The following is a 12,193-nucleotide window of genomic DNA, read 5'->3' on the forward strand; positions in this document are numbered from 1 at the left end:
AAGCGCCGCACGAGGCGGCGCTTTTCATAATCGAAGCCCGGATCAGACGGATTTCAGGTTTTCAGCGGACATCTTGCCCTGCTGGCCGCGCTGAACCTCGTACTGGACCTTCTGGCCCTCGTTCAGACGGCCGAGGCCGGACCGCTCGACCGCGGAAATATGCACGAATACGTCCTTCGAACCGTCATCCGGCTGAATGAACCCATAACCCTTGGTCGCGTTGAACCACTTGACCGTACCAGTCGACATAGCGTCTCTCCAACAAACGGCGACTCACACTGTATGAGCCAGGAAACTCTTCAACTTGGGGAGGTGTCGAATGCGAAATTCGCACAGAGGCACGCAGCAACCAGGACCGAAAAGCGCCGTGCCGGCTTTATAGGCCGGTTGGGCGGGGAAGGCCAGCGCTAATCGTGCCAAGGGATTCCAGCATGGCGCAGCACCTGCCGCCGGGGCCGGCACCCGGCCTTCCCGGTCGGCCGAAATCCCAGCGAGAGCAGAAACCGCCAGGAAACCACATTATCGGGATCGCATTCGGCGAAAATCGGCATGTCGCTCCGGCTCGCGATCAGCGCGACGACCGCTTCGCGCGCATAGCCGTTGCGCTGATAGGCCGGGCCGATCCAATAGCCGATCTCGATCGCGTCGCCGCGCTCATGCGCCCCGGCGACGCCCACCAGACGGCGATCTTCGGCTCGCCAGATGCCGTTGAAGCCGGGATCGGCGGCGATCAGCGCCCGCGCCTGGTCGATCCCGAAGGGCGCGGGGAGGAAATCGATCCGATCGATGATCGCGGGGTGATCGGTGATCGCGACCAGATCGGCGGCGTCGGCCTCGGTGAGCGGAGCGACGATCAGGCGGGCGGTTTCGATCCGTTTGCGTCGACCCATGGCAAATCACCCACCAAGATTCGTCCGGTTTCGGAATATGCCCGCGCAAACGAAAACGGGCGAGCCCTTGATGGGCCCGCCCGCGTATCGGTTTGCTGCGGCGTCGCCGGAGGCGATCAGAGCGCGGCGCCGAACTTCTCGACCGCGAGGGTCACGCGCGCGGTGATCGGCGCGATGGTCTGCTCGGTCAGCTTGAGCGAAGCGTCGGTCAGCTTGCCGGTCTCGGCGACCGCCTTTTCCATCATGGTGCGGGCGAAGCTGCTCTGCAGATCGACGGCTTCCTTCACCGATTTTACCCCGGAGAGCGCTTTCGCGGTCGCGACGGTCTCCTCGACCGATGCCTGGGCGCTCGCCGCGATGTGCCTGGAAAGCCCCTGCAGGCCCGATGCGAAAATCTGTCCGGCCTTCACGAAAGCCTCGACATTGCCCTGGCCGAACGCCACCAGTTCCTCGGTCGTCTTCATCGCCTTCGCCATGCCTTCCTTCATTTTGGCCTGCTGGGCCTCGAAACCCTTTGCCGCGTTTTCCATGCCTTCCTTCACCGACGCCAGGGTCTTCTCGAACCCGGTCGTCATATAATCCTGGCCTTCCTGCACCGCCACGGCGGCAGCGTGCTGAACGGTCTCGGTCGATTTCGTCTTTACAGTCATGTCGGTCATCCTTTTGCTTCGGTCTTTTGCTTCGGTTGCGGGTCCGATCGGGCCCACCACAGCCCGGCCGGTCGGCGCGTCCGTTGCAAGGGATTGCGAACATGACCGCCTCGGTATCCGGCTGCATCGCTTATACCGCAGTGCAGCATGAGTGACTTACGTGTACAGACACGGAAAGTCAAACATTTTTTGTGCGCTGCACAATAACGATAAAAGGACAATTCCCAGTGCACGCGCCGGCTTCCGGCATGCCACCTCGGCGCTCGCCCGGCTGGATTCGGAACATAATTCGTTAACCCTTTGGGTTTTTTGTTTATTCCGATCGTTTTCGCTGGACAGGCCGGGGTGTTTACCCTATCCCATCGGTTAGGGATCGTTCACGTTTGGGGGTTGGGATGCGGTTTGGCGCGGTGCAGGCTTGGGTTGCTGCCCGGAGCAAGCGGGTTTCGGTGCTCATGGCGACCCTTGGCATTGCCGCTCTCGGTGCGATCGCGCCGGCGCATGCCGCGTTGCACGGCGCCTATGCGCCGGTGTCTCCCGGCACCGACTGGATCGTGATGGATGCGACCACCGGGCGCGTGCTGTCCGAGCATAACGCCTATACCGAGCGGTATCCGGCCAGCCTGACCAAGCTGATGACGCTCGATCTTGCGTTCCATGCCTTGCGCGCCGGCAGGCTGACGCTCGACACCGCCATTCCGGTGACCGCGGCGGCGGCCCATGTTCAGCCGGTCAAGCTCAACCTCGTGCCGGGGCAGACCATCACCACGCGCCAGGCGATGCTGGGGATGACCACTTTGTCCGCCAACGACGCGGCGACCGCGCTCGGCCAATACCTCGGCGGCGGCAGCATCGGGCGGTTCGCCGAAGCGATGACGGCGCGCGCCCATGCGCTCGGGATGCTGCATACCCAGTTCTACAACCCGTCCGGCCTGCCGAACCCCGGCCAGGTGACCGACGCCTACGACATGGCGATCCTCGCCCGCCACATCCTGCTGACCTACCCGCAATATCGCTACATGTTCTCGGTCGCCAGCTTCGATTTCGAGGGCCGGCCGATCCCGAACATCGACGGAATGCTGAAACTCTACCCCGGCGCGATCGGGATGAAGACCGGCTATACCGATCTGGCCCGGTTCAATCTGGTGACGGCCGCCGTGCGCGACGGGCATCTGCTGATCGGCGTCGAACTGCATTCGCGGTCCTGGAGCACATCCTATCGCACCATGACGAAACTGCTCGACGCGGGTTTCGCGGCGGATGGCGTGCAGTCCGGCCCGATCATCGCGATGCGCAAGGCGATTCCCGACATCCTGCCGGTCGCCCATGCCGCGACGGTGCATCGGCCGGCAGCACGCCGCGTTCTGGTCACGCTGAAACAGCGCCGCCCGGCGATCCGCCATCTCGTTCTGCATTCCGGCCATGTGACCCAGGACATGATTCCCGGCTGGACCGCGCAGATCGGCGCCTATGACACCTATGCCGCCGCCCGTCATCAGGCGATCCTGGTGCGCGGCGAACGGCGCGCCGGCACCGCGCGGGTCAGCAGCGTGGTGCTGCGCCATCGCCGCATCTGGCGGGCTCAGCTCGCCGGGCTGAACGAGGCAGGCGCACGAGCGACCTGCGCACTGCTCGCCCGGCACCATCAATCCTGCTTCATCATCGCACCGCACAACGAAGATCTGGCGATGCGATAAGGCGCCCCCTGGATTAGGCGCGATTGCTTATTTCGGGGGCGTGGTGAAGAACCAGGGATGTTCGTCGAGATCGCGGACGGTGTAGGTGCGCCCGTAGGATTCGTCGCGCGGCGGATGGACGATCTCCGCCCCGGCCTCCTTGGCCCGCCGGTAATGCGCATCGACATCGGCGAGATAGACGAAGATGCCTTGAGACGCCGATCCAATCTCCCGCGCGCTCTGCATCCGCCAATCCTTGCCGCCCTGTCCCATCATGATGCGCTGGCCGCCGAAAATCATTTGCGCGTGCATCCCGCTCGGCGTCGCATGGCGCATTTCCTCGGTGAAGCCGAAGGCGCGGGCGAGCCAGTCGAGAGCGGCGGGAACGTCGCGATAGAAAATATAGGGGATGATCTCGGTAGCGATCGTTTGGTTGGACATGGCCATCATCGTTTCCCCTTGATGGATGAAGCCCGGATCATAGAGGATGGTTCGGCGCCTGTCTTGAATGTTTCATGACGTCGTTTCCTCGCGAGTCACCGCCGCCAATGCGTCGGCGCGGCGGCAAGCGCGGGCGGGACGCCGGCCACGACGCCACGCGATCAGCCCCGGCGCGGCGAGGATCAGCGCCATTGCGTTCCAGACCAGGAACTCGGTATTGAGCGGGCCGGAGACGATCGCACTCGCGATCGCGCCCGCCGCGAGGACGGCGCTCGGCAGCCAGTCCCGCCAGGTTTCCGCCGCCGGACAATCGCGCGCGGCCAGCCGGAAGATCGCGACCACCACCGGCACGGCGAAGACGGCGAACGGCGCGTCGCGATAGCGCGGATCGAACACCAGCATCGTCTGGATCACCGCAGCCGCGACCTGAAACAAGAACCAGAGATGGTCGAATGTCCGCACCCAGTCGCGCGACCTCGCGTAGCCGAACAGGCTGGCGCGGAGCAGCAGAACCGTCTCCGCGCCCGAGGCCGGCGGATGCGCGGCACCCTTCACCGCGCGGCGGAGACAAAGCCAGGCGAGCAAGGCTTGGGCGGGGAGGTTCACCGCGGCACAGATGATCAGCGAATTATCGTACAGGACGTGCCACGTGATCGCCCCGGCATAGACGAGCGCATTGCCGAGGCCGAACGCAAGCGCGGCAGCGCCAAGGTTCGTCGCGCCACCGAGCACGATCAGGGCGATGGAGATCACGATCGCCGTCCCGGCATAGAGCGGCCAATGCGGCATCTCGACCACCGGACCCGAGAGCGGAAATTTGGGCTGCCTTGCGGCGTTCCAGATGCCCCAGTTGGCGCCGGCGATTCCCTCGTCGTGATATTTCCAGCCCTGGTTGAACGCCTCGATCAGGTTGTAATCGACATGATCGCGATCGGCCAGGGTCACGAATTTGCGAAGAAAAATCGCCTCGTTGACGCGGGAGGGCGCGGCGTCGCCGCGCCAGCGGCCCCGGCTGGGCCAGCCGGTCTCGCCTACCGAAATCCGCTTGCCGGGAAATTTTCGCTCCGCCTCGGCGATGGTCCGGCCGATCCGCGCGATCGCCCGATCGACGTTCACCGGATGGTTCTGCCAATAGGGCAGCAGATGGATCATCACGATATCGACGTGTTTCGCCACCTGCGGAAATTCGAACCAGAATGTCGCGACATCCGCATACGCGATGGGCTGTTTCACCCGCGCCTTCACATGCTCGATATCCGCGATCAGCGCCGCCGGCGACAGATCGCGCCGCAGCAGCACCTCGTTGCCGACCACGACGCGGGAGACGGTATGCGGATGCGCATTCGCCTCGGCGATGCCCGCCGCCATCTCGCGCGCATTGTCGCGCCGGTTCGGCCCAAGCCAGATGCCGATCCAGACCTTCAGCCCCGCCTTCCTGGCCAGCGCGCCGATGTCGTAATCACCCTCCAGGGAGGAATAGGTGCGGATGCCGTCCGCATGTTTCGCGATCAGCCGGAGATCTTGCGCAACCTCGGCAGCATTCGGGAAACTCTTGGTCAGTGGCGACTGTCCGTCGCGGAACGGCGCGTAGGAGACCGAATGGAACCGCGCATCCGGCATGGTTACATCGCCCGCGACCGGCCGGTTCGGCCAGTACCAGATGGCAAGCGTGATCAGGCCGAACAGGAACACGAAATAGGGTCTTGCCGAGCGCATCGCCTTGCCGCTTACAGGAGCAATCGGTAAACGGCCAGGGGTTGGAAATGATGATCGACGGACTCGACGACGCATCCATCCGCCGCATCTTGATCACCACGCGGCGCATCGCGCTGGTCGGCGCCTCGGCCAACCCGGCCCGGCCCTCGAACGAGGTGCTGGGGTTTCTGCTCCGGCGCGGCTATGACGTCACCCCGGTCAATCCCGGTCTCGCCGGCCAGACCCTGCATGGCCGCGCGATTGCCGCGAGCCTCGATGCGGCCGCGCCATTGGAGATGGTCGATCTGTTCCGCGCCTCGGATAAGGTGATGCCGGCGGTGCGCGACACGGTCCGGCTGGGGGCGAAAATCATCTGGATGCAGCTCGGCGTGATCAACCGCGAGGCGGCGGCGATCGCGCGCGATGCCGGGCTGATTGTGGTGATGGATCGCTGTCCTGTGATCGAAACGGCGCGGCTGGGGCTGCGGTAAGTCAGTCTAACCGTATCAGGCACACGCAAGATAGGCTAAACCTGCGACACCGATCATTCCGATCACGGAGCGTATGATGGCTGAAAGCCCGATTTCCCGCCTGTTCGGTAATATATCTCAGGGCGGGGGCCCGCGCGGCCCCAACGGCGGTTCGCCGCGCCCTGCACGGCCACTCCCCGTCGGGTGGCTGGGTGCGGCTGCATTCGTCGTGATCGCGATCGTCGTGCTCGGCAGTTGTTTCTATGTCGTGCAGCCGACCGAAATGGCCGGGGTGACGCGGCTCGGGGTGGTTGTCACCAAGGAGCCGGTCGGTCCGGGCGTGCATTTCAAGCTGCCATTCATCGAGACGGTGAACACCATCCAGACCTCGATTTCGCGCTTCAGCCTTCCTCCGGTGCAGGTCTATACCGCCGATAATCAGCTTCTTACCCTCGGCGTCTCCTTGACCTATCAGGTGCCCCGCGCGGCGGTGCTGCATCTGCTCTACGATGTCGGCAAGGCCGGCAATATCGACATCGATCGGACCATCGAGCCGATCATCGCCGACCGCGCGCTGCGGGTCTTTGCTCAGCACAAGACCATCAATATCAGCGAGCGCCGCGCGGTGATCGACGAACAGATGCATGTCGCGATCAGCAAGGCGCTGAAACGGCTGTTCGGCATCGACGTGATCGATATCCAGATTCGCAGCATCGCCTATACCACCGCGTTCGATCAGGCGGTGGAGGAAGCAGTCGAGGCCAAGGCCCAGGCGGTCAAGGAGCAGAACCTGGTGCTCGAAAAGCAGTATATGGCCGAGCAGACCGTCACCACCGCCGAGGGTGCGGCCAAAGCGCGGATCGCCCAGGCCAAGGGCGCGGCGCAGGCGACGATTTTGCGGGCGACCGCCCATGCCCAATCCATCGGCATCGTCGCCAAAGCGCGCGCCATCGCGATCGCGCAGGTAGGCAAGGCGGCCGGCGCCTATCCAGGCATCATTCCCTATTCCGTCGCAACGCGATGGGATGGAAAATTGCCGACGACAACGGTGGGTTCCGGCTCCGGTTCCAGCCTGTTCCGGGTGCTGCTGCCCGCCGCCGGTGCTTTGGTGCCGAAACCGGCGAAATAATCAGGAGCGAAATACCGACGCCGGGTAACCTTGGGCGAACAGCAGCGCGCGCAGATCGGCGTGATCGACGCGCAGTTTTGCCTGGGCGGTGACGATCGGCTTGGCGTGATAGGCGACGCCCATGCCGGCATCGGCGAGCATCGCGAGATCGTTGGCGCCGTCGCCCACCGCCATGACCGCGCCGAGCTTCGCACCGCGCTTTTCGGCAATCTCGTGGAGGGCAGCGCGTTTCGCGTCCCGGTCGAGCACCGGCTCGGCGACCTTGCCAGTCAGCCGGGAGCCGTCATCGAGCAGGGTATTGGCGCGATGGATATCGAAGCCGAGTTCGGCGGCGACCCGCGCGGTGAACCAGGTGAACCCGCCGGAAACCAGCGCGGTGGTCGCACCATGCGCGCGCATCGTGGCCACCAGTTCGCGCGCGCCCGGCGTGATTTCGGTGCGCCGCCAGGTGCGCTCCAGCGCCGCGATGTCGAGCCCCTCGAGCAGCGCCACGCGCTCGCGCAGGGCGGCGGCGAACTCGACCTCGCCCGCCATCGACCGCGCGGTGATCGCGGCGATCCGGTCCTTGATCCCTGCCTCCCCGGCGACTTCGTCGAGGGTTTCGGAGGTGACGATCGTGCTGTCCATATCGGCGACCAGAACCGCCTTGCGCCGTCCGCGCGACTTCACGCAGAGCGCGTCGACCGGCGCGTAATCGAGCGCCGCCGCGACCAGTTCGGGCTCCGGTTCCACCATGCAGGGGATTTCCGCCGCCTCGCCCGGCGACAGCCAGACCGGCTCGGTCCCGGCGACGTGTTCGCGGATGCGCCGCACCATTGCCTCGGTAAGCGCAATCTTGTCGCGCGCGGCGACCAGGACCAGAACGAATTTCATGGATCCATCGCCTAAAGCAACACCGCATGACCGGGCAAGGCCGCTGGTCATCGTCGCCGGTCCGACCGCTTCCGGCAAATCGGCGCTGGCATTGGCGCTGGCCGAGCGGCTGGCCGGGACGATCATCAATGCCGACGCGATGCAGTGCTATGCCGACTGGCGGATCATCACCGCGCGGCCCTCGCCGGAAGACGAGGCGCGCGCGCCGCATCGCCTGTATGGCGTGCGCGGGCTCGATCAGACGGTCGATGCCGCATGGTGGCGGCAGGCGGCGAGGACCGAGCTTGATCGTGCGCCCCTGCCGATCCTGTGCGGCGGAACCGGGATGTATCTGAGCGCGCTGATCCACGGCATCGCCGCGATTCCCGATCCGGGCGCGCCGGCCCGCGCCGAGGCGCGCGGAATGCTGGCCGGACATGGCCCGGCGTGGCTGCACGACTGGCTTGCGGCGCACGACGCCGAAACGGCGGCGAAACTGCGCCCCACCGATTCCCAGCGCCTCGCCCGCGCCGCCGAGGTGCTGCTCGGCACCGGGCGCGGGCTTGCCGCCTGGCAGGCGATGCCGCGCGACGCGCTCGCCGGCTGGCGGATAAAGCTGATTCTTCTCGACCCGCCGCGCGACGATTTGCGCGCGGCGATTACTTTGCGATTTGCCGGAATGCTGGAGGCGGGCGCGCTCGACGAGGTTCGCGCGGCAGCCGCGCGCGTTCTCGACCCCGCGCTGCCCGGACTGCGCGCCCATGGCGTACCGGAACTGATGGCGCATCTTGCCGGGCACCTCACGCTCGATGAGGCCGAGCGCCGCGCGATCGCCGCGACCATCGCCTACACCAAGCGGCAGGCGACCTGGTTCCGCCATCAGAAATTGGCAGATGAGCACTGCGCGCATACGATCCATGCGCGGTTCGAGAGTATGGCGCAATTTTCGGAAAGAATTATCGACTATATCATTTCGTTTATTAACAACCCAGGTTGACGCATAGGGCGGGGCCGGGTTACGCCTGATTTTTGACCAAACAGGATACTGCCATGAACGCCGTCAACACCACCGCGACTTCCGGTGCCGAAACCCTGCTCCGTGCGCTGAAGGCGCAGGGGGTCGAGGTTATTTTCGGCTATCCGGGCGGTGCCGTGCTGCCGATTTACGACGCGCTGTTCCAGCAGAACGCGATCCGCCACATTCTGGTACGCCACGAGCAGGCGGCGGTTCACGCGGCGGAAGGCTATGCGCGCTCGACCGGCAAGGTCGGCGTGGTTCTGGTCACCTCCGGTCCCGGCGCGACCAATGCGGTGACCGGCCTGGTCGATGCGCTGATGGACAGTATTCCCATCGTCTGCCTGACCGGCCAGGTGCCGACCCATCTGATCGGCAACGATGCGTTCCAGGAAGCCGACACCACCGGCATCACGCGCCAGGCGACCAAGCATAATTACCTGGTCAAGCGCTCGGAAGACCTCGCGCGCATCGTGCACGAGGCGTTCCTGGTCGCGCGCACCGGCCGGCCCGGCCCGGTTCTGGTCGATCTGCCCAAGGACATCCTGATCAATCCGGCGCTCTATACCGAGCCCGCGACCGGCGGCCATCGCAGCTACCGTCCGCGCACCGAGCCCGATCCGGCGCGGATCGCCGAGGCGGTGCGGATGATCAAGGCAGCGAAGCGGCCGGTTTTCTATACCGGCGGCGGCATCATCAATGCCGGGCCGCAGGCCGCCGAACTGCTGATCGAATTCGCCCAGCTTACCGGTGCTCCGGTCACTTCGACCCTGATGGGGCTCGGCGCCTTCCCGGCCTCGAATCCGGCTTTCCTCGGCATGCTCGGGATGCACGGCACCTACGAGGCCAATCTCGCGATGCATGGCTGCGACGTGATGGTCAATCTCGGCGCGCGGTTCGACGATCGGGTAACCGGGCGGCTCAACGCCTTCGCACCGGGATCGAAGAAAATCCAGGTCGATATCGACCCCTCCAACATCAACAAGAACATCGTCGTCGACGTGCCGATCGTCGGCGACGCGGCGCTCGCGCTGCGCGCGCTGATCGACGCCTGGAAACGCGACACGGCCCGTCAGGACCGTTCCGCCCTGGCCGACTGGTGGCGCCGGATCGAAGTGTGGCGGGCCAAGGATTCGCTGAAATTCACCCAGAGTTTCAAGAAGGGTGCGACGATCAAGCCGCAGCACGCGATCAAGCGGCTGTGGGAGATGACCAGGGAGCGCGAGGCCTTCATCACCACCGAGGTCGGCCAGCATCAGATGTGGGCCGCGCAGCATTATCGGTTCGACAAGCCGAATCGCTGGATGACCTCGGGCGGGCTGGGCACGATGGGCTATGGATTGCCGGCGGCGATGGGCGTGCAGATCGCCCACCCGGACGCGCTGGTGATCGATATCGCCGGTGAGGCCAGCATTCTGATGAACATTCAGGAAATGGGCACGCTGGCGCAATACCGGCTGCCGGTGAAGATTTTCATCCTGAATAACGAGTATATGGGCATGGTGCGCCAGTGGCAGGAATTGCTGCATGGCGGCCGCTATTCCGAAAGCTATTCGGCGGCGCTACCGGATTTCGTGAAACTCGCCGAGAGTTTCCACGCGGTCGGGCTGCGCGCCAGCACGATCGACGAGCTGGACGGCGTGATCGCCGCGATGATCGCGTCCGACCGGCCGGTGATCGCCGATATCCACGTCGATCCGAAGGAAAACTGCTTCCCGATGATCCCCTCCGGTGCCGCGCATAACGAAATGATCCTGGGGCCGGAGCATGAATCCGAGGCGGCTGGAATTACCGACGAAGGCCTGGTACTGGTTTGATGAACGCGATCGTCGAGCAGCATTTGCGTTCCGCCACCATCTCCGTCCTGGTCGAGAACGAATCCGGCGTGCTCGCGCGGGTGATCGGGCTGTTTTCCGGCCGGGGCTACAACATCGACAGCCTCACCGTCGCGCCGGTGGAGGATGATCGGCGCAAAAGCCGCATCACCATCGTCACCTCCGGCACCGATCTGGTGATCGAGCAGATCAAGGCGCAGCTCGACCGGCTGGTGCCGGTGTATCGGGTGTCCGACCTGTCGCGCGAGGGGCCGCATCTGGCCCGCGAACTCGCGCTGATCAAGGTGATCGGCGCGGGTGACAAGCGCCTGGAAGCGCTGCGCCTTGCCGATGCGTTCCGCGCGCGGGTGATCGACGCGACGACCGAGAGTTTCGTGTTCGAACTGACGGGCGCCACCGACAAGCTCGACGCGTTCCTGGATCTGATGCGCCCGCTCGGACTGGCCGAGGTGTCGCGCACCGGCGTCGCCGCGATCGCGCGGGGGACCAGGACAATCTGAAGCCGTGGGTTAGTAAACCCGGACCTCTCGGATGTTTTATGGAATTTTCTGGCCCGATTGGCAAAATTGCTCTATCGGATAAAACATTGCGGGAGGACAACATGAGGCGGCCTCTGACGATCCTTTTATCCAGCAGGATTTCCGGTTCGGTGGCGCTGCTGCTGGGACTGGCGATGATGGCATCCTCGGCCTCGGCACAATCGGTCCAGCAATTGCGGCAGCAAGCCGGGCATGGGCATCCCGCAGCGGCATACCGGCTGGGAGTTATCTATTATTACGGTCAGGGGATTGCCCGGAATTATGCCAGCGCAGCCCGCTGGTTCAAAATCGCGGCGGCAGGAGGATATGTGCCGGCGGAAATGGCGCTTGGGGTGATCTATCAGCGTGGCCAGGGCGTGAAGCAGGATTTTGGCGCGTCCTTGCGCTGGTTCCGGCTGGCGGCGCGGCAGGGCGACGTGGCTTCGCAAGTTTTTGTCGCTGGATACGACCTGCACGCGGGCGCTGTCGCCAGAGCATCTTACTGGTACCGGAAGGCAGCGATGCAGGGAAATGACGAAGGTGAGGCCGGATTGGGGATGCTCTATCTCTTCGGCCGAGGCGTTCCGCAGAACGAGGCCAAGGCCGCAATCTGGCTTAGGAAAGCGGCTTCGCAGGGGAATAGCGAAGGTGAGACCGGACTGGGGGCACTTTATCTGTCCGCCAAAGGCGTTCCGCGGAACTATGCCAAGGCCGAAGGATGGTTCAGAAAGGCGGCGTCGCAAGGGAATGGCGGCGCCGAATTCGGCCTCGGGATGATCTATCTGTTCGGAAAAGGCGAAAAGCAGAACGATGCGACGGGGATCAAATGGTTGAGCCGATCCGCAGCGCACGGCAATCCCTGCGCCGATTATTATCTGGGAGATGCTTATTATTTGGGACGGGGCGTGCCGCAGGACAAGCTTCGCGCCTTGCGCCTGTGGAAGCTTGCTATCGCCGAAGGCAGCCCTTTGGCACCGCTCGCACGGCACAATCTGAAAATCGCGGAATCCGCCAGCAAATAA

The 12,193-nt window shown here is 64.5% G+C and carries 13 protein-coding genes; 7 read left to right on the forward strand and 6 right to left on the reverse strand.

What is annotated here, in order from left to right:
* Positions 1–42: 42 nt before the first annotated feature.
* The 3 genes from AiwAL_RS04350 to AiwAL_RS04360 all read right to left on the reverse strand — a co-directional run bounded on the left by AiwAL_RS04350 (position 43) and on the right by AiwAL_RS04360 (position 1,540).
* Positions 43–249, reverse strand: coding sequence for a cold-shock protein (locus tag AiwAL_RS04350; protein ID WP_235702990.1), 207 nt, complete (start codon positions 247–249; stop codon positions 43–45).
* A gap of 158 nt (positions 250–407) precedes the next feature.
* Positions 408–890 (reverse strand): GNAT family N-acetyltransferase, encoded by a 483-nt coding sequence (locus AiwAL_RS04355; RefSeq protein WP_235702991.1) that lies wholly within the window; start codon positions 888–890, stop codon positions 408–410.
* 116 nt (positions 891–1,006) lie between these two features.
* Entirely contained in the window at positions 1,007–1,540 is a 534-nt protein-coding gene (locus AiwAL_RS04360) for a phasin family protein (RefSeq protein WP_235702992.1), read from the reverse strand.
* Positions 1,541–1,935: 395 nt separating this feature from the next.
* On the opposite strand from AiwAL_RS04360, the gene AiwAL_RS04365 reads away from it, so the two are divergent.
* The gene (locus AiwAL_RS04365; RefSeq protein WP_235703023.1) at positions 1,936–3,237 is read left to right on the forward strand and encodes a D-alanyl-D-alanine carboxypeptidase family protein; all 1,302 of its coding nucleotides are present in this window, start codon (positions 1,936–1,938) and stop codon (positions 3,235–3,237) included.
* A 27-nt stretch (positions 3,238–3,264) separates the two neighbouring features.
* Here AiwAL_RS04365 and AiwAL_RS04370 read toward each other — a convergent pair whose 3' ends face one another.
* Complete coding sequence (locus AiwAL_RS04370; RefSeq protein WP_235703024.1) at positions 3,265–3,657, reverse strand: VOC family protein; 393 nt, start codon at positions 3,655–3,657, stop codon at positions 3,265–3,267.
* Positions 3,658–3,729: 72 nt separating this feature from the next.
* Positions 3,730–5,373: a glycoside hydrolase gene (locus AiwAL_RS04375; protein WP_235703025.1), complete on the reverse strand. Its 1,644-nt coding sequence runs from the start codon at positions 5,371–5,373 to the stop codon at positions 3,730–3,732.
* A 47-nt stretch (positions 5,374–5,420) separates the two neighbouring features.
* On the opposite strand from AiwAL_RS04375, the gene AiwAL_RS04380 reads away from it, so the two are divergent.
* Positions 5,421–5,843 carry a CoA-binding protein gene (locus AiwAL_RS04380; protein ID WP_235703026.1) on the forward strand — a complete coding sequence of 141 codons (423 nt, stop codon included), beginning with the start codon at positions 5,421–5,423 and terminating at the stop codon, positions 5,841–5,843.
* 73 nt (positions 5,844–5,916) lie between these two features.
* Positions 5,917–6,951, forward strand: a complete 1,035-nt coding sequence (locus AiwAL_RS04385; protein ID WP_262312183.1) for an SPFH domain-containing protein — start codon at positions 5,917–5,919, stop codon at positions 6,949–6,951.
* On the opposite strand, the gene serB is transcribed toward AiwAL_RS04385, so the two are convergent.
* Entirely contained in the window at positions 6,952–7,824 is an 873-nt protein-coding gene (serB, locus tag AiwAL_RS04390; protein ID WP_262312184.1) for a phosphoserine phosphatase SerB, read from the reverse strand.
* On the opposite strand from serB, the gene miaA reads away from it, so the two are divergent.
* From miaA to AiwAL_RS04410, 4 genes are all read left to right on the forward strand, one after another.
* On the forward strand, positions 7,823–8,800 hold the full coding sequence (miaA, locus tag AiwAL_RS04395; RefSeq protein ID WP_262312185.1) for a tRNA (adenosine(37)-N6)-dimethylallyltransferase MiaA: 978 nt from the start codon (positions 7,823–7,825) through the stop codon (positions 8,798–8,800). The genes serB and miaA overlap by 2 nt on opposite strands.
* Before the next feature lie 53 nt (positions 8,801–8,853).
* The gene (locus AiwAL_RS04400) at positions 8,854–10,635 is read left to right on the forward strand and encodes an acetolactate synthase 3 large subunit (RefSeq protein ID WP_235703030.1); all 1,782 of its coding nucleotides are present in this window, start codon (positions 8,854–8,856) and stop codon (positions 10,633–10,635) included.
* Positions 10,635–11,153, forward strand: a complete 519-nt coding sequence (gene ilvN / locus AiwAL_RS04405) for an acetolactate synthase small subunit (protein WP_235703031.1) — start codon at positions 10,635–10,637, stop codon at positions 11,151–11,153. Before AiwAL_RS04400 ends, ilvN begins: the two co-directional genes overlap by 1 nt.
* Positions 11,154–11,254: 101 nt before the next feature.
* Positions 11,255–12,193, forward strand: a complete 939-nt coding sequence (locus AiwAL_RS04410; protein ID WP_262312186.1) for an SEL1-like repeat protein — start codon at positions 11,255–11,257, stop codon at positions 12,191–12,193.

The organism is Acidiphilium sp. AL, assembly GCF_025499445.1.
Classification (GTDB): domain Bacteria; phylum Pseudomonadota; class Alphaproteobacteria; order Acetobacterales; family Acetobacteraceae; genus Acidiphilium; species Acidiphilium iwatense.

Excerpts from the sequence above, each read along its gene's own strand:
- ilvN (WP_235703031.1), top strand. The coding sequence starts at position 10,635 with ATGAACGCGATCGTCGAGCAGCATTTGCGTTCCGCCACCATCTCCGTC.
- AiwAL_RS04400 (WP_235703030.1), top strand. The coding sequence starts at position 8,854 with ATGAACGCCGTCAACACCACCGCGACTTCCGGTGCCGAAACCCTGCTC.
- AiwAL_RS04385 (WP_262312183.1), top strand. The coding sequence starts at position 5,917 with ATGATGGCTGAAAGCCCGATTTCCCGCCTGTTCGGTAATATATCTCAG.
- AiwAL_RS04370 (WP_235703024.1), bottom strand. The coding sequence starts at position 3,657 with ATGTCCAACCAAACGATCGCTACCGAGATCATCCCCTATATTTTCTAT.
- AiwAL_RS04365 (WP_235703023.1), top strand. The coding sequence starts at position 1,936 with ATGCGGTTTGGCGCGGTGCAGGCTTGGGTTGCTGCCCGGAGCAAGCGG.
- miaA (WP_262312185.1), top strand. The coding sequence starts at position 7,823 with ATGGATCCATCGCCTAAAGCAACACCGCATGACCGGGCAAGGCCGCTG.
- AiwAL_RS04410 (WP_262312186.1), top strand. The coding sequence starts at position 11,255 with ATGAGGCGGCCTCTGACGATCCTTTTATCCAGCAGGATTTCCGGTTCG.
- AiwAL_RS04360 (WP_235702992.1), bottom strand. The coding sequence starts at position 1,540 with ATGACTGTAAAGACGAAATCGACCGAGACCGTTCAGCACGCTGCCGCC.
- AiwAL_RS04380 (WP_235703026.1), top strand. The coding sequence starts at position 5,421 with ATGATGATCGACGGACTCGACGACGCATCCATCCGCCGCATCTTGATC.
- AiwAL_RS04375 (WP_235703025.1), bottom strand. The coding sequence starts at position 5,373 with ATGCGCTCGGCAAGACCCTATTTCGTGTTCCTGTTCGGCCTGATCACG.
- serB (WP_262312184.1), bottom strand. The coding sequence starts at position 7,824 with ATGAAATTCGTTCTGGTCCTGGTCGCCGCGCGCGACAAGATTGCGCTT.
- AiwAL_RS04355 (WP_235702991.1), bottom strand. The coding sequence starts at position 890 with ATGGGTCGACGCAAACGGATCGAAACCGCCCGCCTGATCGTCGCTCCG.
- AiwAL_RS04350 (WP_235702990.1), bottom strand. The coding sequence starts at position 249 with ATGTCGACTGGTACGGTCAAGTGGTTCAACGCGACCAAGGGTTATGGG.